This window comes from Halomonas sp. DP3Y7-2 (genome assembly GCF_019800795.1).
GTDB classification, from domain to species: domain Bacteria; phylum Pseudomonadota; class Gammaproteobacteria; order Pseudomonadales; family Halomonadaceae; genus Halomonas; species Halomonas litopenaei_A.
Genome location: NZ_JAHVKJ010000005.1, coordinates 128,437 through 148,365 on the forward strand (window position 1 = coordinate 128,437; position 19,929 = coordinate 148,365).

Consider the following 19,929-nt stretch of genomic DNA (forward strand, 5'->3'; position numbering starts at 1 on the left):
CCTGGGGCCAGGCGTGAGGCGCGTCTGGCGCCTGGGGTAGGGTGGAGGAAGCACCATGGCCCCAGCACCGTTGCAGCAGTTCTACATTCCGGAAGATCAGTCCATCTACCTGTTGAGTCAGGACGATGCACGCAAGCTGAAGGAATGGGTCGCGCTGTGTCAGCAGCAGCTGGAGCAGCTGGGCTATCGACAGATCGAGCTGATCGGCAAGGGGGCCTACGGGTTTGTCTTCGCCGGCATCAGCGCCGAACAGCACCACTACGTCTTCAAGTTCACCCGGGTAACCTTGCCCCAGCACCTGCAGGACAGGCTGGAGGAAGAAGCCTTCATGCTTGAGCAGGTGGTCCATCCCCGAGTGCCTGCCCTGGTGGCCTATCAGCGGGTGCGTCATCAGCCCATCCTGGTGATGGAACGTGCACCAGGTATCAATCTCGAAGAAGTCTCGCTGCAACATGGGCGCCTGTCGCCGCGTCTGGTGATACGGATTGCCACTCAGCTGGCCGATATCCTGCGTGAGCTGCGACGGGAGACATCTCCCGCGGGGGCGCCACGGCGGCCAGTCGTGCATGGCGATATCAAACCCTCCAACCTGGTCTTCGATGCCCGCGACGAGACGGTGGCGCTGATCGACTGGGGCTCTTCGGTCTTTGCTCAGCTGGATGCCCGACGCCAGTTTGTCAGCGCCAATGTGATGGAACTGATGTCAGACAACCTGCAGCAGACCAATGCCCGTCTAGGCGACGTCTACTTCATCGGTGAAGAGCAGCTGGGAGGTGCCCTGTCATCGCCGCGATTTGACGAGCAGGGCGCCGCCGGGACCCTGTATGCGCTGGCGTCCGCACAATCCTGCCGGTTTGGTCATCGCGCTATTCCGGCGACCTCGTTGGGTCTTCCGATGGAGTTTGCCAGGACCCTGGATGGCATGCTCGACCCTGACCCAGAGGTCAGGCTCAAGGCGGGTGATCACTTTATCGCCGAGATGCCGCGGATGGGACGCCTGGTCATGCTGGAGCTCCCTTTGCCACAGGAATCACCGCTGGTGCCGGTGTGGAGTCGTCCCGCCCGACGGGAGATTGACACGGTGGTCTACAGCTCACGCAAGGCCTTTCTGCGGGAAGAGGGGGTCGAGGAGACCTTGGCCGACGTCAACGACGTCCAGCTTGACCGCTACTACCGTAATTTCATGCAGGGCATGGGGGAGACAGAGAAGGCGTTTCTGGCAGCGGTCAGCCGGCTGGGCAAATACCCTGTCGTGGGAGGACTCGCCGTTCGTTGGGAAGCGGATGGCGTCTACATCGACTCGTCGCTGAACGTACATGACCCGCAGGTGAAAGTGGCGTTCGTGGCCGCCGTCAACAACATGGTCACGCTGGCGCGCGCGATACACCGCCGGGGCATCTTTAAAAGCTGTCTGTTCAACGCAAGAGACACCTTGCATCTGGAACGCAGCTCTCCCGAACATCCTTTCGTGGTGGACCCGGGGCTTGCCCTGTCCTACGAGGTCAGTGCCGTCCCTGAGCTGGAGGATCGCTCTCGCCTGCACAGCTACTTTGAAGATGGTCCCGATCCTGAAGAGCTACTGGTGTTACCCGACGCCATCATCAGTTCGCTGCAGGCGCTCAATGATATTCATCACACCGGAATGATCATCTTCGAGGTGCTGCCTTCACACCTGAAAATTCATCATCACTACCGATTGCTGGATCCGTCGAGAGAGCAGCAGTTCAGGGACTGTCTGGAAGATATTGTGGATGCGGTGAAACTGATAGAAGGGTTGGGCATCTCAGGATTCATGAAGATGCCGTACAAGGATACCCGGTTCTTCCCCCATGTGGCCCGTCAGCCCGAACGCTACTATCCCCGAGACCCCCGTGCCGCTCTGGCGCGAGCGCAAGAGTCCCGGGAAAGGACGACGCTGGCGAAAGGTCAGGCGCCTAGCCCGCTTTCTCGCAGCAGTTGATCAATGGAGCGTTCGGCGCGCTCGCTGCCGGCGCCGTGCTGTGCCAGCTCTGCCTCAAGTACCTCGGCACCCTCGCTGACCAGACGCTCGATCAGAGCCGCCTTGGTCATGCCCGTGCGCTCTGCCAGTAGGTCCAGGCGAGCCTCCAGCTCCCGTGAAAATCTCAGTAAGTGGGGCATGATGTCTCTCCGGTGGCGACGCAAGCGTCATACATGTTCATGGAAAGCATAGGATTACCCGATGACACTGCGGTGACAAGCCCTAAGGAAACAATGAATGCCTGCACCGCCGATTCGCTGCGTTACGCGCTGCTCGAACTCCCCATCTCTACCGCCTAGGCTCCGGATTCTGCGCTGCGGGCGCCTTTCGCCGCTCAGCTGATGCACGCAGCGCGTCCCTAGCGATGATGGACCTTGCAGCCGCCGCTGTCTTCCTCACCTCCGAGGTAACAGCGCCGGCCCAGTCGGGGGGAGTCAGGGTTCAGCTCAGTCCACGTTTGGCCATCACGTCGGTGATGATGGGTACCGGGGTCATCAAATGGTCCCGCATCATCTGTCGCGCTTTCTGCGTGTGTCGTGACAGCACTGCCTCGGTCAGTGCTGCGTGCTCATCGCGTTTGGCGGCCAGGGCCTGGCTCGAGAAAACGGTCTCGCGCAGCCACAGGTGTCGATAGCGCTCTACCTGGTCGAACAGTGCTTCGCGCACCTGCATCAGGTGAGGTGAGTTGCAGCCGGCCACAATGGCACTGTGGTACGCCTTGTGGCGCTTGTCCCACAGATCCAGCAGCTCATCAGAGGAGCTGACGCTTTCCACCTTGGCCAGGGTATGGGCGGTGGCAATGATATTGGCTTCCCAGCGATCATCGCCACGCTGAATGGCCAGTTCGAGCATCAGTCCCTCAAGTTGGGCACGGGCGTCGTAGAGATCTGCCAGCTCCGCCAGGGACATGGGGGCTACGCGATAGCCGCGCTGGCTGATCGCCACCACCAGGCGATCAGCGACCAATTGGGAGAGCGCTTCCCGCAAGGGACCGACGCCCAGCTCATAACGCTCCTTGAGTCCCGCCATGAGGAGTTTTTCCCCGGGCGCGAAGGTGCCCCGAATAATGTCTTGCTTCAGCCAGCGGTAGGCGCTGATGGCGAGGTTCTGCTTGGGTGAGTCTTCCATCTCGTGGCCCGTCCATGTATCACGCCGCCATCTTACCTGAATGGCGCAGCGCTCGACATTCGCCTAAGGCCTTGGGTGTGCCGACGGGTTAGGCATTGGCCCGGGTGTCGTTCAGGGGGCTGGTTCAGAGTGTCTCAGTCTCGCGGGCGCCGCAGTTCGGACCAGGCCGCAAAGGTGCTGAGAAACACTCGCCCGGTCAGGGCATCGAGGAAGTCGGAATGCTTCAGACGGTCCATGACCGGCCCCTTGACCTCGGCCAGGTGCAGCGTGACCCGTGAGTCCTTGAGTCTGGCGTTGATGGCGTCAAGGCTCTCCAGCGCGGAAGCGTCGATCAGGTTGACGGCGGAACAGATCAGCACGACATCGCTGAGCTCCGGGCGTTGGGTTACCAGCGAGTAGAGCGTGTCCTCCAGATAACGTGCGTTAGCGAAGTACAGGCTTTCATCGACGCGAAACAGCGCCAGGTGACTGACAGTCTCGACCTCGTGACGGGTGACCGAGCGAAAATGCTCGCTGCCGGGGATGCGCCCCACGATAGCGCTATGGGGCTTGCTGGTGCGATACAGGAACAAGGCAATGGACAGGCTGACCCCCGCGATGATGCCGGCCTCGACACCTTCCACCAGGGTCAGCAGCATGGTCACCGCCAACGCTGAAAAGTCGCTGCGTGAGTAGCGCCAGGTCTGACGCAGCAGTGGAAGGTCCACCAGCGTGAGAATCGCCACGGTGATGGTCGCGGCAAGCGTTGCAATCGGCAGGTACTCGAGCAGCGGCGTCAATGCCAGGGTCACCGTACCAATGCCAAGCGCCGCAAACAGTCCAGCCATGGGCGTGCGGGCACCGGACTCCTGGTTGATGACCGTGCGTGACAGTCCTCCCGTGACTGGCATGCCCGCACTGAAGGCAGCGGCCAGATTGGCTGCCCCCAGGCCGATCAATTCCTGGTTGGGTGCGATACGCTCACGGCGCTTGGCGGCCAGCATCTGGGCCATGGAGATCGATTCGACGAAGCCCACCACGCTGATCAGCATGGCGGGTACCAGCAACGCGTGCCATAGCGGCAGATCGATGTTCGGCATGGCGAGGGAGGGTAGGCCAGCGGGGATCTGACCTACGGTGGCGACCCCGTAGCGGGCCAGGTCAAGCTGCCAGCTGAGGAGCGTCGTCACTACCACCGCCACCACCGGACCCGCCTTGACCAGCAACCTGGCCAGGCCCTCAGGTAGCCGCAGCGCGGTCAGGGCGGCCACGCCGTATCCGCGCATCAGCCATAGCGACAGCAGGGTCGAGGCGCCTACCGCCAGGGTCGGCCAGTTGATGTGGTCCAACTGCTGTACCTGATGGGTGATCAGCGCCAATGCGGTGTAGCCGCCGGCATCAATGCCGAGCAAGTGCGATAGCTGGCTGATCGCGATCAGCAGGCCTGACGCCGACAGAAACCCTCCGATGACCGGGTGGCTCAGGAAATTGGCGAAGAAGCCAAGACGCAGAAAGCCCATCAGCGTGAGCATGAGGCCGGACAGCAGGGCCAGGACCAAGGCGGCTTCGACATACGCAGATGTCCCCTGGGTTGCCACATTGGACAGCGCCGCCCCCGTCATCAGAGCGATGATGGCGACCGGGCCAACGGCGAGAGAGCGACTGGTGCCGAGCACGGCGTAGGCCACCGCCGGCAGCAGGCTGGCGTAGAGTCCGACGACCGCGGGAAGTCCAGCCAAGATGGCATAGGCGAGTGACTGGGGAATCACCATGACAGTGACGATGATCCCTGCCAGGAGGTCGCTCCCACACAGTCGCGGCGTATAGTGTGGCAGCCAGGCCAGGATAGGAATGTAGCGCTTGAGCATGGGCAGATTGACGTCCTGGTCTTGGTGAAGTGGCGGCGTAGCGACTTGTCTGATCGGCCCTCATCGTCCATGGATGTAGGTTACACCGGAACCCTGGTCCGCCGCATGAACCCCATGTCCAGATGCCGCTTCCAGCGACTGGCGAGTCGTCCGCCCCACCAGTATGACCCGTAGAGAGCCAAGGCCTCGCCATGGCACAGGTTGATGATCGATAGTGCCCGCTTTGGGGGATGGTAACGCTTGAGTGGCTCCTCGGCGAGGCTGGCCAGCAGGTTGTGCGCGAGAATGGGTCCTTGTCGCACGCCGTGCACCCCAAGACGTGGCAGCGGCTGGTCGATGATGGCGGCGCAGTCGCCCGCGGCGAACTGGGTGGTGCTGCCGTCGATCCTCAGGTCAGCCGCTACCGCGATGCCGCGTCCCGCTAGGGTGGGGAGGCCCAGATGGGCCAGGTTGTGGGGCGGAGCGAGGCCCCTGGCATCGATGATATCGCTGGCCTCGTCATCGTCCAGCGGGGGCAGTGAGGTCGTCTCTGCGCGGGGATGGACCCGCAGCGTGATGGCGCGCCGATCGAGACAGTCACGGACATAGCGCTGTGCGCCCGCGGACGCCTGTGCCAGGGGGCCGTTACCGCGATGGTGCAGGTGAATGGGCAGCGCCATGTCGGCTACCCCGTGCCGGCGGGCTAGCGCCCTGGTCGCGCAGGCGACTTCAATGCCGCTGGCGCCAGCGCCGAGCACGTGAAGGCTCAGAGGCAGATGATGAAAGCGTCGCTCCAGGCTGCGCCGACACTGCAACAGGCGCGGTATCGGCTTGACTGGCCAATAGTGAGGTGAACCTTTCGTCGTCGAATGCACTGGCAGAGGAGCGAGAGGGGCCGAGCCCAGGTTAAGGCTGAGGTAGTCAAAGGATAGCCAGGAGCCATTGCTCATCATTCCTCGCTGTTGCTCATGGTCAAGTGCCACGAGCCTGGCACGTATGACGTCCACGCCGTTCTGGCGGCAAAGCAGCGCGGGGTCGATACGGTCTTGCGAAGGCCTGTGGTCGCCGGCCAGCACCCCACTGGCGAGACCTGAATACCAAAACCCACCTGGGTCCACCAAGGTGATTCGAAAACGCTTCAGCAGCGCGTTCTGTCTCAGCAGATAAAGGTGCGCGTGGCCGGCACCGACCAGCAGTAAATGGGGTAGGGGCATGGTAGGCAAGACTCCTGGGTGAGCTCAGATGGTGCGCAGTTGTGGGTACGACGTCAAAGTCTGATGCGAATGACGGCGTCACCATTGGCCTTTCGGCTGACGGCTATCCCCTTTGATGATCAGCGTTACCTCGGATGAGAGTGCGAGATTGGTGGTCGTGGGCCCTAAGCTCATGACAGGGCACCACGAGCCGTCTTGTGTGGATAGGTCTTGTGTGGCTAGCCCCTCTCTCGCTGATCCTGTCGATGGACCGGCTCTAAGCAGGCCGCTTTGCTGCTTGCAGTGGACTAACGGAGTTTGTCTCCATGTCAGTCACCTCAGCAATGACACGGCTAGGGCGACGTCGGATCATGCTGCTGGTCGTCCTGTGGGCGGCCGGGTTGCTGCTGGCGGTAAGTCCTGCCCCGTCACGCGCCAATGAGGCCGCGGGTGACGCCTCGCTGCTGCTGTTGACGTCCTATCATCAGGGGTATCGCTGGAACGACGATATCGTGGCCAGCGTGGAAGCACGCTTTGCTCACGAGACGGCGACGGCCGGCCGGTTCCAGGTGGAGTATCTTGATGCGCTGCGTCTGCCCGGGCACCTGGCCGATGAAGCGCTGTTAGCGAGACTGCAGCAGGCCAGCCTGGATCCCAGGGGGAGTCTGATTCTCACCGATGACCCGGCCATGGCCTTCTATCTTCGCTATAGAGATGCTCTACCATGGCCCGAAAAGGTGGTGGCATTGGGTTTGAACGATGACCTGCTCAGGGTCGAAGCCGAAGCTGCAGGCGTCAAGTCCTTGAAGTCCTATCCCGTCATGGCCCAGTCCCTGAACATGTTGGTGGATACCTTTGGCGCGCCATTGCACCTGATCTTGCTGGGGGAAAATACGGAGCACGCCTACAACGTCATTGATGACATGACCGAGGTGGTCGGCAGTGTGCGCGATGTCCAGCTGGTGGATGTCATCCACGGCTGGACGCCCGAGCTCGTCCTCGACCGACTTGCGCGCAGTCCGCCCGGGACACGGCTTTACATGCAGGGCGGGCGTGACTCCGGTTGGAACGAAGGGCCGGGCAGCACGGCGGAGCGGCTTGAGGCGCTGGCCCGACAGAAGGTACCCGTGTTCTGCCATTTTGCCTTTCAGATGGCGGTGGGGTGCGCCGGTGGCGCCATCCTTGATATCGAGTTCCTGGCCCACGCGGCGGTGGAAGTCGCGCTGACGCCAGCGTTTGAGCTGGTGCCCGCCAGCTCCTCGATCATGGCACAGCGCTATCTTATCCATGCACGCTGGTATCAGCTGTTCGATGGTAAGGAACATGTCGCCTTTCAATGGGTCGGTGTCAGGGGGCGTCTGGAACAGCTGACCCGCGGCTATCAGCAGGCGGTCGTGGGAATGGTGGCGGTCACCCTGACCGGCCTGCTGGTGGCGGTCATGCTGCTGCTGTCTCGCTTTTCATCGCTCAGGCGACGTCGCCGCCTGATGGTGGATGATCGTTTCCAGCTGCCCACGCGGATGGCCCTCGAATCAGACTATCAAGGCCTTCGCTGTGCAGAGATCGAATGGCTATTCCTGCTCGCTGCGCCGGAAGTGATCCGCTATCGGCGGCGCCTGGGCAACATGTGTCTCGAGGCACTGTTACGTTCCAGTCTGGATGCTCTTTCTGCGCACCTGCCCAAGGGCTGGCGCCTGTATATCGGAAAGGATGAGCGCATCATCGGTGCCATACCTGCACACGTTCACGGTCCGGACGTTGAGTCACAGCTCGATAGCTATCTGGCGCTGGTGTGCAAGCGACAGCAGGCGGCGAATGAAAAGGTGTTGCATTGGTATGCCTGTGTGACCCTGGTGCCTGCGCATACCAGTAACCTGAACGCCTGCCTGAGCGCCCTCGATGAGGGCATGCAACGGTTGGAAGCAGAAGGCTGGGTGCGCCCGATACTGCGGGTGGTGGCCGCTGGTCCCTACCAGGAAACCCATCTACGCTGGCTGTGCCGCCAGGTCGGTGTCTTGATCGAAGAACCCGACACCCAGTGGCGGCTGGTGGCTCAACCCAAACTGGCCCCGCCCAACCGCTCCCTGGTGGGGGTCGAGATGCTGATTCGGTGGCGACACCCCGAGGCCGGAGACATACCACCAGCGGACTTCTTGCCGGTCATTTTGATGCTGGGCTTGGCCGAGCGATTCGACCGCTGGGTGATCAAGCAAGCGCTGGACTGGCTCGCTTCATTGGTGGCCCCGACGGAGTGGTTGCACTGTGTCTCCGTCAACGTGCATCTCAGCAGCCTGCTGGCTGAAGACTTCCCTGACTACGTGTCACAGCAGCTGGCGCTACGCGGGATTGCACCCGAATGTCTGGAGCTTGAGTTGGTGGAACATGAAAATGTCGACGATGTCGAGCAGGTGCAGCGTCAGATGCTGGCGCTACGGGAGCGTGGCATTGGCATCGCCTTGGACGACTTTGGCTCAGGCTACACCGCGTTCAACTTGTTGCAGCGACTGCCGTTGACGTCGATCAAGCTGGACTACTCCTTGCTGCATGCCGCACGTCGCTTCGATCAAGCCCGTCAGGCCTATGCGGCCCTGGTCGGGCTTTGTCACCGCATGGAATTGTGCGTGGTGGCCGAGGGTGTCGAGACCATTGAAGATGCCAGTTGGCTGGTGATGCTAGGCGTCCAGGAAGGTCAGGGATACTTCTTTGCTCCGCCAATGGAATTGGGGGAAGTGGCAGACGTGTACGGCACCTGCCTGCAGCGTCCCTCGTCGGTCAACAGGCTAGCCTACCTGGTGGATCGACGGGGCTGAAACAGGCTTGAGCACGAGTAGAGCAATAGTGCGATCCAGATTAACGCGAAAGTCGTCAGCTGCGCCGGCACGATGGGTTCATGGAACACCCATAGCGCAATCAGGAACTGAAGCGTTGGGTTCAGGTACATCAAGAAGCCCAGGGTGCTCAGGGTCAGCCGTCTCGCCGCCCCGGCAAACGCCAGCAAGGGTAGGGCGGTCAACACACCGGAGGCGACCAGCAAGGCAGTCGTATAGGGGGGAGCCGCAATGAGCTCAGGGATGAAGTGGCTTGGCTGCAGCGGCAGCAGCAGTAGCGCCAACGGCAGCAGCAGCAGGGTCTCGAGAAACAGCCCCGACAGGCCATCAAAGGCCAGCTGCTTGCGCAGCAAGCCATAGGTGCCAAACGAGGCGGCAAGACTCAGGCTCAGCCAGGGCAACGACCCCAACTGGAACAGCTGAAGTGAGATGGCGGCCACGGCCAGGGCGATGGCGACGCCCTGGACCAGCGTGATCCGCTCTTTCAGGACCAGTACCCCGAGCATCACATTGACCAGCGGCGTCATGAAATAGCCCAGGCTGGCCTGGAGGACCCGATGTGTCTCGACCGAGTAGATGTAAAGCCCCCAGTTAAGCCCGATCAACAGCGCGCAGGCCATCGCTGGCAGCCACTGGCGCGGCGCGTGGCGCAGTCGGGCGATGGCCCCCCAGCGCTTTAGCAGGGTAATGACCAGGGCCAGGAACAGGCACGACCAGATCACGCGATGGGCCAGGATCTCCAGCGCGCTGACCCCATCGAACAAGGCGAAGAACAGGGGGAAGGTGCCCCACATGCCGTAGGCGAGAAGCGCAAAACCGACACCCTGGAGTGATCCGGTAGCGGGGGAGAGTCCTTTCATCGAAAGAGCGTCCATAACACAGGATAGGGATCGATGCAGGGCGTGCATCGGCCAGCCACATTAGCACACTCTTGTCGGCGGCATGGTGGCTTTGGTCTCGGCGGCGATGTCGTTTAGTCTAGGCAGACGAACTTCACTGACGAGATCACCATGTCACAGCTGCGTACCACTCTGGTTCAGTGCGACCTGCGCTGGGAAGACCCCTCCAGCAATTGCCGGATGCTCGAAGACACCTTGGCCGATCTGGGTGGCCGGGAAACCGACATGATTGTGCTTCCCGAGATGTTCGCCACCGGGTTTACCATGAATTCCCGCGACATGGCACAGCCCATGGCAACCAGCGAGGTGGTCCAGTGGCTGCGTGAACAGGCCAAGCAGCGTGACTGTGTGATGACCGGCAGCGTCGCAATAGTGGATGAAGGGCGCTATCTCAACCGTCTGATATGGGCGCAACCCGATGGTGGCCTGCACTGGTATGACAAGCGGCATCTGTTCCGTATGGCGGGCGAACATGAGCGCTATGACATGGGCCGTGAGCGGGTCATCGTTGAGCTCAACGGATTTCGTATCTTGCTGAGCGTCTGCTACGACCTGCGCTTCCCGGTCTGGTTGCGGCAGCAGGCAACCCAAGGTGCACCTTTCGAATATGATGCCCTGCTGTGTGTGGCCAACTGGCCAGCACCGCGGCGTCACCCATGGCGCGTATTGCTGCAGGCGCGGGCGGTGGAAAACCTGGCCGCGGTGATCGGCGTCAATCGTGTGGGCGAGGACGCCAAGGGGTTAAGCTATGCCGGAGACTCGATGCTGATTGATGCCAAGGGAGATGCGCTGATCGATGAGCCCCGTGATCGAGCCTTCGTCCGGACCGGTGTGCTCGACAGGGAAGCGCTGTCGGCCTTTCGCGAGAAGTTCCCGGCATGGCAAGATGCCGACGATTTTACCCTTGACCATGAGACCTACTGATGCGCCTTGACCGTTTTCTCAGCGAAACCACCGATCTCACTCGCAGCCTTGCCAAGCGTGCGCTGATGCGCGAGGAGGTCACGGTGAACGGGGAAGTAGAGAAGAAGGCCGCGCGCCAGTTAGCGCAGGATGACAGCGTCAGTTGGCAAGGCCAGCCGCTGGCGCTAGTGGGGTTGCGCTACATCATGATGCACAAGCCTGTTGGCGTAGAGTGTACGGCCAGGAGAGGCCTGTACCCGCGAGCGGTGGACGCCATTGATCTACCCAAGGCAGAACGGCTCCAGCCGGTGGGGCGACTGGATGTCGACACCACCGGGCTATTGTTATTGAGTGATGACGGCCAGTGGTCCCACCGCATCACCTCCCCGCGTCACCGCAGTGGCAAGCGCTACCAGGTGACCTTGGCACGAGACCTGGAAGATCCCGAGCAAGCGATCGAGCAGTTTGCCGAAGGGGTGCTGCTGGATGGGGAGGAGCTTCCCACGCGTCCTGCCACTCTGGTATGCCATGGCCCGCGCCAGGTCGAACTGACCATTGTCGAAGGACGCTACCACCAGGTCCGCCGTATGTTCGCCGCGATCGGCAACCACGTCGAAGCGTTACATCGTCACGCTATTGGAGCACTGACGCTGGATCCTGAGCTCGCTCCGGGTGAATGGCGTGAGCTGACTGACGCGGAGCGAGCCCTGTTTTAAGGGCTGTTAAAGCTGGGAGCGCTCTCACTGAGGGGTGGCCAGAGTGATTCTGGCTCGCCCCGCGTTCTTCGCCTGGTACAGGGCCTTGTCGGCGAGTTCCAGTAGTTCATGGGGATCCTGGGTGGTGGCAGGAAAGCTGGCAATGCCACAGGAGACGGACACCGTGCCCAGGCTGTTTCCTTCATGACGGAAGCTGGCGCTGGCCAGTGCCTCACACATTCGGCGCATCCGGTGTTGAGCATCTTCCGCGGCCGCCCCGGGCAGCAGTACCACGAATTCTTCCCCGCCAAACCGGCACACCACGTCAATGTCACGGAAGCTGTTGGCGAGCATCCTTCCGACTCCTTCCAGCACGCTATCGCCCGCGGCATGGCCATGCTGGTCGTTAAACTTCTTGAAGTGGTCGATATCCAGGATAACCACCGCCAGCGGACTTTGCTTACGTAGTGATATGGCGCTCTCGTGGGCGAATAGCTCCTCGAAGTAGCGCCGGTTATTGAGCCCGGTCAGGTCATCCCGGTAGGACAGGGCCGACAGCTCCTCCTGCAAGGCGATGCTCGACAGCACCAGCGCCAGTCGGCTCACTCCAAGCTCGATAAAGTGATAGGTGCGATCCCAGTATTGTGGTCGACGCACGAGAGGGCCCTGGGGTATCACACAGATCACGCCGAGGCGACGGGGCTGTCGTCCCGGACCGGTGACATCCAGGGGAAAGGTCCAGCGTGGCAGCTCATCAACGGAGGTCCCGTTCACCGGCACGGTGCGTTCGCTGCGCATTTGCTGAAGCAGGTCCTCGAAGTCCGGCAGATCGTCGTCCCCACGTGCCTCCAGCGGTGGAATAGTCGAGCCATCCAGACGCGCTGGAGGGCAGTGGCTGGTGGGCCAGAATAGCTCGAGGTGCATGGTGTCGGGTTCGTCCTGGGGTCGATAGAAAGCCCCGCTCATGGGGGCAAGGATGTCCGGCATGGCCCGTTGGGTAAGGTCGAGCGCCTGCTCAAGGGACGTGCAGGCTTGCAGCGAGTCGATCAAGTTGGCAAGGCGATGCGTCTTGCTGTGCTCGTTGGCGAGCAACCTGGCCCGCTGACGCTCACGCTCGGCGTAGGTCTCGAGCTGTCGGGTGCGTGCCGTGACCTCTTGCTCCAGCTGGTTGTTGAGGTGCTCCAGCTTGCGCTGCGAGCGTGCGTAGTGGCGTGCCGCGATGACCACCATGGCGAAGATGAAGGCCAGTGCACCAAGGTGCACAGGAACGCTCACCCAGGACACAAAACCGTGGGCCACGACCATATCGATAACGGTGACCATGCTGAAGATGGCATAGCTGGCGACGATCAGACGCTGGTTGCCATCGAAGGTCCTGCGGTACCTGAACAGCCAGCGTGACATGTAGGCGAGGGCGGCCAGCAGGAGGATATCGAAGACCGGAAACGTGGTGGGTAGGGTCACGATGTCCAGCATGGCCAGTGCGGGTGCTCCGGCCGCATAGCCGACGAGACACAGCCACAGTCGGCGAAGGCCCCTGCGCGGGATCTGCGGGAACCAGTGCTCCAGGATCAGCGCCATGGCGATTGGCAACGAGAAGTAGGCCAAGGCGGCCACATAATCCCACGCCAGCGGCGCAAATAGCAGTAGCTGGCTGGCATCACTTTCCGCCAGCACCATGGAGCCCGCCGCCAGCGAGAATAGCCCGATACTGCCAAGGCGCCAGCGCTCGGGTTGCGTCAGGATCAGGATCAGCGCGAGTAGAGCAAGGATCAGGCAGCTGAGGGCGATGATGATCTCCCCACGTGTCTCCGACAGGATGGTAGGGAGAACATCGGCCCTCTCCATCACCACCACCTTGCCCCACAGGCCGATATCCTTGTAGGACGACTTGATTCTTAGATACAGCATCTTGTCAGCGACCGGCGTTGGCAGGTCGATGGCGTGCCAGGTCCAGCCGGCGAATTTCCCGGCGGCTCCGCCCTCCAGTGAGCCATGGCGATAGATCTGCAAGCCGTCGACGTAGGCTTCCCCCACCAGGTTCAAGCTGGAGATGAACAGGACCGGCTGATGCCAGGCCCCGTCAGGTAACTGATGTCGAATCCAGAGGCTGTTGTTGTGGCCGCGCCCCGGCGGATTGCCGACACCCGCCAGGGGTTGCCAGGAGGTGTCAGCTTCGTCTAGCCAGACGAGGCGTCCGCTGCTGTCTCGAGGAGAGTCGCCCCAACGGTATTCCCATTGGCTATTGAGCGCCAACGCGTCGCTGAGTGCCTGCCCACTGGCGAGCCACCCGACGGCGAAGAGGAGAACAAGACAAAGGCGGCGCATGGCAGGACCTGTAACGGCTGATCCGGCCAGTATAGAACGAGGTATCCTCTGGTTCACTTGATGAGGCTGACATTCCCATTAACGCTTTTTTACGCTTCTGGCTTTTTATACCGTTATCTTGCTTGGCGGCAGAAAACACAACGGAGCTTTTTCCCTTCAAACGTTGGCAAGTCGACCTTTACAGCAAGCGATGATGCTGCGGTCTATCCCAGGATGGAGCAGGGCACTCCGCTATCACCGTTGAACGCCCCCCGTGGGGTGGTACGGCGACATCATGGTAGGCGAGTGCCGGCCGTCACTGCCGATCGTTACTGACGCTCGTAGCTGACGCTCGTTACCGTCCGTTACTGACGTTCGTTACCGTCGGCCGTTGCCGTCGGCCGTTCCTGACGCTCGTTACTGAGGGTCGTCACCCGTTGAGAGTCCGGCGGCGTCCACCAGGGCACGAGTATAGGCACTGCTTGGGCGGGAGAGGATGTCGGCACAAGGGCCTTCTTCGACCACCTTTCCCTCCTTGAGTACCATGACGCGATGCGCCATGGCTCGCACTACTGCCAGGTCATGACTGATGAACAGGTAGCTCAAGCCATGTCGCTCCTGAAGTTGTCGCAGCAGGTCAATCAGCTGCTTCTGAACGGTTCGGTCCAGCGCCGACGTGGGTTCATCCAGCACGATGAGACGAGGCTCAAGGATGATGGCTCTGGCCACGGCGATGCGCTGGCGCTGGCCTCCCGAGAATTCATGGGGGTAACGTCGCGCTACGTCTTGCGGCAGTTCGACCTCCCGTAGCGTTCGGCGAACCCGCTCGGCAACTTCTGTCGGGGAAAGCTCGGGGTGATGGTAGCGCAGCCCCTCACTGACGATGTCGGCCACCGGCATGCGGGGTGACAGGGAACCATAGGGGTCCTGAAACACCATCTGCAGCTGGCGACGCTGCTTGCGCAGGGCGTTGCCGCTCAGCTGATCAAGCCGCTGGTCACCGAACTGGATGGACCCGCTGCTGCGGGTAAGCCTTAGCAGGGCGCTCGCCAGAGTGGTCTTGCCCGAACCCGACTCGCCAACGATGCCCAGGGTTTCACCCTCGGCAATTTCGAGGTCCAGCGGCGCTACCGCCTGAAATCCTGGCCGCGCCCGTTGCAGCAGCCGCCGCGGGCGCTCGAAGGTAACGCTGAGCCCTTCTGCGCGCATCAGCAGGCTGGCATCTGCTGCGGTGGGGGCAGGCTGTCCCTCGGGCTCTGCCTCCAGCAGTTCTCTTGCATGTTGGCTACGGGGAGCGCTGAAGACCTCGTCGACATCGCCGGTTTCCTGGGCCACGCCTCGGTGCATGACACAGACGCGATCGGCGTGGCGTTTCACCAGATTCAAGTCATGGGTAATGAACAGCATGCCCATGCCATGGCGATCGCGAAGCTCAGCCAACAGTGTAAGGACATCCTGCTGCACGGTGACATCCAGCGCCGTGGTAGGCTCATCGGCAATCAACAGCTGTGGCTCGTTGGCGATGGCCATGGCGATCATCACCCGTTGGCGCTGCCCCCCGGAGAGTTGATGGGGCCAGGCGTCGAGTAGCTCTTCCGCGCGGGGAAGCTGTACCTGTTCGAGTAGTTGATGACAGCGAGCACGTGCCGCACGTCCCTTGATGCCTTGGTGCAATCTCAAGGTTTCGGCCAACTGGCGACCAATCGTGTGCAGCGGATTGAGTGACGTCATCGGCTCCTGGAAGACGAAGCCGACTCTGTTGCCTAGCAGGCCTTGCCATTGCGCCCGTGTAAGCCTGCTGAGATCGGTCTGCTCGAGGAAGCGCCCCCCAGAGACGCTGGCATTGTCGGAGAGCAGATTGAAGGCGCCGAGTGCGCTGACCGACTTGCCTGAGCCAGACTCCCCGACCAGCGCCAGGGTTTCCCCGCGCCTGACCTCCAGGGACAGCTCATTGACGACATTATGTCCGTCGAAGTCGATGCTGAGGCGATCGAGGGTCAGTAGCGTATCGCTGCTCATGTCTCGCTTCCTTGGGCTGTTCCGCTGCTTGCCGAGGAGGGCACGTGGCGGGGATCGAAGGCATCACGGATACCCTCACCGATAAACACCAGCAATGACAGCATGATGGCGAGCGTCAGAAAGGCGGTAATGCCAAGCCAGGGAGCCTGGAGATTGTTCTTACCTTGGGCGACCAGCTCGCCCAGGGAAGGGGAGCCCGGTGGCAAGCCAAAGCCCAGGAAATCCAGTGCTGTCAGGGTGGTGATGGCACCGGTGAACAGGAACGGGATGAAGGTCAGGGTGGCGACCATGGCATTGGGCAGGACATGCCGCCACATGATCAGATGCGACGGTAGTCCCATGGCCTTTGCCGCCCTGACATATTCGAGATTGCGCGCACGCAGGAATTCCGCTCGCACGATATCCACCAGGCCGAGCCATGAGAACAGCAGCATGATCCCCAGCAGCCACCACAGGTTAGGTTCGACCAGGCTCGCCAGGATGATCAGCAGGAACAGCACGGGCAGTCCGGACCAGATTTCGGTCAAGCGCTGGCCCACCAGGTCGACCTTTCCCCCAAAGTAGCCCTGCACGCCGCCTGCCAGCACGCCTAGCACGAGAGAACCCAGTGTCAGCACCAGAGCAAAGATGACCGACAGGCGGAAGCCATAGATGACGCGAGCCAGCACATCCCGCCCCTGGTCATCGGTACCTAGCCAGTGGCGGGCATCGGGCGGCGAGGGGGCAGGGTGGGTCAGCGCCATATCCAGGGTGTCGTAGGAGTAGGGAATGGGGGCCCACAGGATCCAGCCGTCTGCCTCGATGGCGTCCCGGGTAAACGCATCGCGATAGTCGGCGGGGGTAGGCAGGAAGCCACCAAAGGCGGTGTCGGGGTAATCCACGGCCAGCGGGAAATACCATTCCTGCTGGTACTTCACCAGCAACGGCTTGTCATTGGCTACCAGCTCCGCGCCAAGGCTCAGGACGAACAGTAGTCCAAAGACCCACAGCGACCACCAGGCGCGGCGCTGGTGACGAAATACGCTGAGTCGGCGTCGGGTGATGGGGGATAGCGTCGGCACGGTCAGGACTCCCGAGTGTCGAAGTCGATGCGAGGGTCCACCCAGACATAGGTCAGGTCGGACACCAGCTTTAACAGGAGGCCTATCAGGGTATACAGATACAAGGTGCCGAAGATGACCGGGTAGTCACGTTGCATCACGGCCTCGAAGCCGAGCAGCCCCAGGCCGTTCAAGGAAAAGATCACCTCGATCAGCAGCGAGCCGGTGAAGAAGATGCCAATCAGGGCGGCAGGCATGCCGGCGATGATGATCAGCATGGCGTTACGAAAGACGTGACCGTACAGCACCCTGCGGTCACCGGCGCCCTTGGCTCTGGCCGTCAGTACGTACTGGCGATGAATCTCATCAAGAAAGCTGTTCTTGGTGAGCATGGTCAGGGTAGCAAAGCTGCCGATGGCCGAGGCGCTGACCGGCAGGATAATGTGCCAGAGATAGTCCTTTACTTTGCCCCAGGTTCCCAGCTCCGCGAAATCCGGTGAGGTCAGCCCACGCAGCGGGAAGACATCGAAGTAGCTGCCACCCGCGAACAGCACGATCAACAGGATGGCGAACAGGAACCCCGGAATGGCATATCCCACGATGACCAGTCCCGATGTCCAGACATCGAAGGCGGAGCCGTGTTTTAGCGCCTTGCGCACCCCCAGGGGGATGGAAATGAGATAGACCAGCAGCGTCGTCCACAGGCCGAGCGATATCGACACCGGCAGACGCTCCAGCATCAGTGTGGTGACCGCTTCACCGCGGAAGAAGCTCTCGCCGAAGTCGAAGGTGGCGTAGTCCACCATCATGTTGAAGAAGCGCTCATGGGCGGGCTTGTCGAAGCCGAACTGCTGTTCGAGTTGAGCAATGAACTGCTCGGGCACCCCGCGGCTACCGCGTGACTCACCGCTGGTGAGCGTCTCGCCACCTCCGCCTTGCAGGCGTGTGCTGGCCTCGCTGGAGAAGCCCTCGAAACGGGCCAGAATTTGATCGATGGGGCCGCCGGGGGCGGCCTGAACGATCATAAAATTGAGCAGCATGATCCCCAGCAGGGTGGGAATCATCAACAACAGTCGGCGCAGTATGTAGGCACCCACGGCACTTCCTTGCAGAACAGGTTCTCGTCATGCTGCCACGGTGATGCGTTGAGCGTCACTCAGCAACTCGCCCGAATCAACGTCGGCGCCCCCTTTATGCCGCCTTCATGCTGGACTTCCAGCGGACGGTATCTCGCCAGCCCTTCAGCGGCTGCGTTGGCGGGCCTCGACGGCCTCTTCGCGCTCGCCATCGACCCACCAGGCGCTGAGATCGAGCGTGTACTCGGGAAAGGGCTCCTGCCAGGCGAACTTGTCCCACAGCGCGATACGGTGTGCGGCCAGGTGAAACTGCGGAACCACATAGAACCCCCAGCGCAACACGCGGTCGAGGGCATGCGCGGCCGTATCCAGTGCCTCGCGCGATTCCGCGGCGATAAGACGATCCACGAGGGCATCGATGACCGGATCCTTCAATCCGATGAGGTTGCGACTCTGGGGGCGGTCTGCGTACTCGCTTCCCCAGAACTCGCGCTGTTCATTGCCGGGACTCAGGGACTGTGGATAGCTGCCCACCACCATGTCGAAATCGAAGTTGCGTAGGCGGTTGAGGTACTGATTGACATCCACCGTGCGAATGTTGCCCTGGATGCCCAGCCTTGCAAGATTGCGCAGCAACGGCTGAGCAATGCGCTCGAACTGGGTGCTGTAGAGCAGGATTTCGATGTTGAGCGGTTCCCCGGTCTGCGCATTGACCATCGTGCCATCTCGGGCTTCGAAGCCGGCTTCGGTCAACAGCTGAAGGGCATGAGCGAGACGTGGGCGTAAGGCCTCGGGTTGCTCCATGGGCAATGGCTGGGTGAAGACCCGCTCGGGTAGCTGGTCACGAAAGGGCTCCAGCAAGGCAAGCTCCTGGGCGGAAGGCAGGCCACTGGCTTCCATCTCGGAATTCTCGAAGTAGCTGTCGGTGCGCTCGTATGCCCCATAGAACAGATTCTGATTCAGCCATGGAAAGTCGAAGCCCATGGTGATGGCCTCGCGTACGCGCACGTCCTGAAACTTGTCCTTGCGCAGATTCATCACGTAGGCCTGCATGCCCGCTGGCTGGCCATCGTGCACCTGCAGCTGTTTGACAAATCCTTCCTTGAGCGCAGGAAACTCGTAGGCGGTTGCCCAGTTGCTGGCGGAGTTCTCCAGTCGAAAGTCGAGGTTGCCTGCCTTAAAGGCTTCCAGCGCCACCGTCTGGTCGCGATAGTAGTCAAACACCAGTCGCTGGATATTGTGGCGGCCCACGTTGACCGGAACCTGCCACCCCCAGTAGTCATCGACCCGCTCGTAGACGATTCGGCGGCCAGGATCTACCTCGGCGATACGATAGGGCCCCGATCCCAGCAAGGCGTCGCGGGTGACGGCCTCGAAATCACGGTCTTGCCAGAAGTGCTCAGGCAGGATCGGCATCTGCCCCAGGATCAGCGGCAGCTCTCGGCTCTCGCTGTCGCCAAGTTCAAAGCGGATGGTATCGCGATCAACCGCGGTCACGCTGGTAACGTCGCTGTAGTAGGCGCGATAGAACGGCTGTCCCTGGGTGGTCAGCGTCTGGAAGCTGAAGACAACATCGTCGGCATCAACCGGTTCACCGTCATGAAAACGCGCTTCCGGGCGCAAGTCGAATTCGACCCAGCGCCGATCCGGATCGAGCCTGATGCCTTCGGCCAGCAGCCCATACATGGTGAAAGGTTCACCCGGATTCGACTCCAGCAGGGTGTCATAGATCTGGGTAAGCCCAGAGGCGGGAGTGCCGCGCACGATAAAGGGATTGGTCGAGTCGAAGCTGCCCTGGGCAGCACGAACGAGGCTGCCTCCATGGGGAGCATCGGGGTTGGCATGGGGCAGGTGGTCAAAGTCAGCCGGCAGCGCCGGCTCACCGAACAGAGGTAGGGCATGCACCGTGGGAACGGTAGACACGTCTGCGGCCGCACAATGTCCGGCCAGCAGCACGCTCGCGAGGCTCACGCCAATCGCCACCTGTCGCATCGCGCTGAAATCCTTGTCCTGAGG

General features: G+C 61.6%; 14 protein-coding genes. 4 read left to right on the top strand and 10 right to left on the bottom strand.

Annotated features, from left to right (window positions below):
* The first annotated feature begins 55 nt into the window (after window positions 1-55).
* Complete coding sequence (locus KUV45_RS05880; RefSeq protein WP_206939017.1) at window positions 56-1,960, top strand: protein kinase; 1,905 nt, start codon at window positions 56-58, stop codon at window positions 1,958-1,960.
* Here KUV45_RS05880 and KUV45_RS05885 read toward each other — a convergent pair.
* The 4 genes from KUV45_RS05885 to KUV45_RS05900 form a co-directional block, all read right to left on the bottom strand.
* A complete protein-coding gene (locus tag KUV45_RS05885) occupies window positions 1,927-2,139 on the bottom strand; it encodes a ribbon-helix-helix protein, CopG family (RefSeq protein WP_206939008.1) in 213 nt (70 codons plus the stop codon). The two genes, KUV45_RS05880 and KUV45_RS05885, sit on opposite strands and share 34 nt — an antisense overlap.
* A gap of 301 nt (window positions 2,140-2,440) precedes the next feature.
* Complete coding sequence (csiR, locus tag KUV45_RS05890) at window positions 2,441-3,127, bottom strand: DNA-binding transcriptional regulator CsiR (RefSeq protein ID WP_206939004.1); 687 nt, start codon at window positions 3,125-3,127, stop codon at window positions 2,441-2,443.
* 134 nt (window positions 3,128-3,261) lie between these two features.
* On the bottom strand, window positions 3,262-4,974 hold the full coding sequence (locus KUV45_RS05895; RefSeq protein WP_222163771.1) for a SulP family inorganic anion transporter: 1,713 nt from the start codon (window positions 4,972-4,974) through the stop codon (window positions 3,262-3,264).
* Between the two features lie 80 nt (window positions 4,975-5,054).
* Window positions 5,055-6,167 (bottom strand): NAD(P)/FAD-dependent oxidoreductase, encoded by a 1,113-nt coding sequence (locus KUV45_RS05900; RefSeq protein WP_222163772.1) that lies wholly within the window; start codon window positions 6,165-6,167, stop codon window positions 5,055-5,057.
* 305 nt (window positions 6,168-6,472) lie between these two features.
* Between KUV45_RS05900 and KUV45_RS05905 the strand changes: the two genes are divergently transcribed.
* On the top strand, window positions 6,473-8,956 hold the full coding sequence (locus tag KUV45_RS05905) for an EAL domain-containing protein (protein WP_222163773.1): 2,484 nt from the start codon (window positions 6,473-6,475) through the stop codon (window positions 8,954-8,956).
* Here KUV45_RS05905 and rarD read toward each other — a convergent pair.
* Complete coding sequence (gene rarD / locus KUV45_RS05910; RefSeq protein ID WP_206938997.1) at window positions 8,932-9,834, bottom strand: EamA family transporter RarD; 903 nt, start codon at window positions 9,832-9,834, stop codon at window positions 8,932-8,934. The genes KUV45_RS05905 and rarD overlap by 25 nt on opposite strands.
* Window positions 9,835-9,984: 150 nt before the next feature.
* Here rarD and KUV45_RS05915 point away from each other — a divergent pair, with 150 nt between their 5' ends.
* On the top strand, window positions 9,985-10,797 hold the full coding sequence (locus tag KUV45_RS05915; protein WP_206938995.1) for an amidohydrolase: 813 nt from the start codon (window positions 9,985-9,987) through the stop codon (window positions 10,795-10,797).
* A complete protein-coding gene (locus KUV45_RS05920) occupies window positions 10,797-11,492 on the top strand; it encodes a pseudouridine synthase (RefSeq protein WP_206938990.1) in 696 nt (231 codons plus the stop codon). The genes KUV45_RS05915 and KUV45_RS05920 overlap by 1 nt, the downstream gene beginning before the upstream one ends.
* Before the next feature lie 24 nt (window positions 11,493-11,516).
* Here KUV45_RS05920 and KUV45_RS05925 read toward each other — a convergent pair whose 3' ends face one another.
* The 5 genes from KUV45_RS05925 to KUV45_RS05945 form a co-directional block, all read right to left on the bottom strand.
* Entirely contained in the window at window positions 11,517-13,799 is a 2,283-nt protein-coding gene (locus tag KUV45_RS05925) for a GGDEF domain-containing protein (protein WP_222163774.1), read from the bottom strand.
* Between the two features lie 396 nt (window positions 13,800-14,195).
* Window positions 14,196-15,797, bottom strand: coding sequence for an ABC transporter ATP-binding protein (locus tag KUV45_RS05930; RefSeq protein ID WP_222163775.1), 1,602 nt, complete (start codon window positions 15,795-15,797; stop codon window positions 14,196-14,198).
* Window positions 15,794-16,858, bottom strand: coding sequence for an ABC transporter permease (locus tag KUV45_RS05935; RefSeq protein WP_374107017.1), 1,065 nt, complete (start codon window positions 16,856-16,858; stop codon window positions 15,794-15,796). Before KUV45_RS05935 ends, KUV45_RS05930 begins: the two co-directional genes overlap by 4 nt.
* Before the next feature lie 2 nt (window positions 16,859-16,860).
* On the bottom strand, window positions 16,861-17,934 hold the full coding sequence (locus KUV45_RS05940; protein ID WP_222163776.1) for a microcin C ABC transporter permease YejB: 1,074 nt from the start codon (window positions 17,932-17,934) through the stop codon (window positions 16,861-16,863).
* Between the two features lie 144 nt (window positions 17,935-18,078).
* Window positions 18,079-19,905: an extracellular solute-binding protein gene (locus KUV45_RS05945; protein WP_222163777.1), complete on the bottom strand. Its 1,827-nt coding sequence runs from the start codon at window positions 19,903-19,905 to the stop codon at window positions 18,079-18,081.
* Between the last annotated feature and the right edge of the window lie 24 nt (window positions 19,906-19,929).

Coding starts and splice junctions, on each gene's coding strand:
- KUV45_RS05880 (WP_206939017.1), top strand. CDS start 56: ATGGCCCCAGCACCGTTGCAGCAGTTCTACATTCCGGAAGATCAGTCC.
- KUV45_RS05885 (WP_206939008.1), bottom strand. CDS start 2,139: ATGCCCCACTTACTGAGATTTTCACGGGAGCTGGAGGCTCGCCTGGAC.
- csiR (WP_206939004.1), bottom strand. CDS start 3,127: ATGGAAGACTCACCCAAGCAGAACCTCGCCATCAGCGCCTACCGCTGG.
- KUV45_RS05895 (WP_222163771.1), bottom strand. CDS start 4,974: ATGCTCAAGCGCTACATTCCTATCCTGGCCTGGCTGCCACACTATACG.
- KUV45_RS05900 (WP_222163772.1), bottom strand. CDS start 6,167: ATGCCCCTACCCCATTTACTGCTGGTCGGTGCCGGCCACGCGCACCTT.
- KUV45_RS05905 (WP_222163773.1), top strand. CDS start 6,473: ATGTCAGTCACCTCAGCAATGACACGGCTAGGGCGACGTCGGATCATG.
- rarD (WP_206938997.1), bottom strand. CDS start 9,834: ATGAAAGGACTCTCCCCCGCTACCGGATCACTCCAGGGTGTCGGTTTT.
- KUV45_RS05915 (WP_206938995.1), top strand. CDS start 9,985: ATGTCACAGCTGCGTACCACTCTGGTTCAGTGCGACCTGCGCTGGGAA.
- KUV45_RS05920 (WP_206938990.1), top strand. CDS start 10,797: ATGCGCCTTGACCGTTTTCTCAGCGAAACCACCGATCTCACTCGCAGC.
- KUV45_RS05925 (WP_222163774.1), bottom strand. CDS start 13,799: ATGCGCCGCCTTTGTCTTGTTCTCCTCTTCGCCGTCGGGTGGCTCGCC.
- KUV45_RS05930 (WP_222163775.1), bottom strand. CDS start 15,797: ATGAGCAGCGATACGCTACTGACCCTCGATCGCCTCAGCATCGACTTC.
- KUV45_RS05945 (WP_222163777.1), bottom strand. CDS start 19,905: ATGCGACAGGTGGCGATTGGCGTGAGCCTCGCGAGCGTGCTGCTGGCC.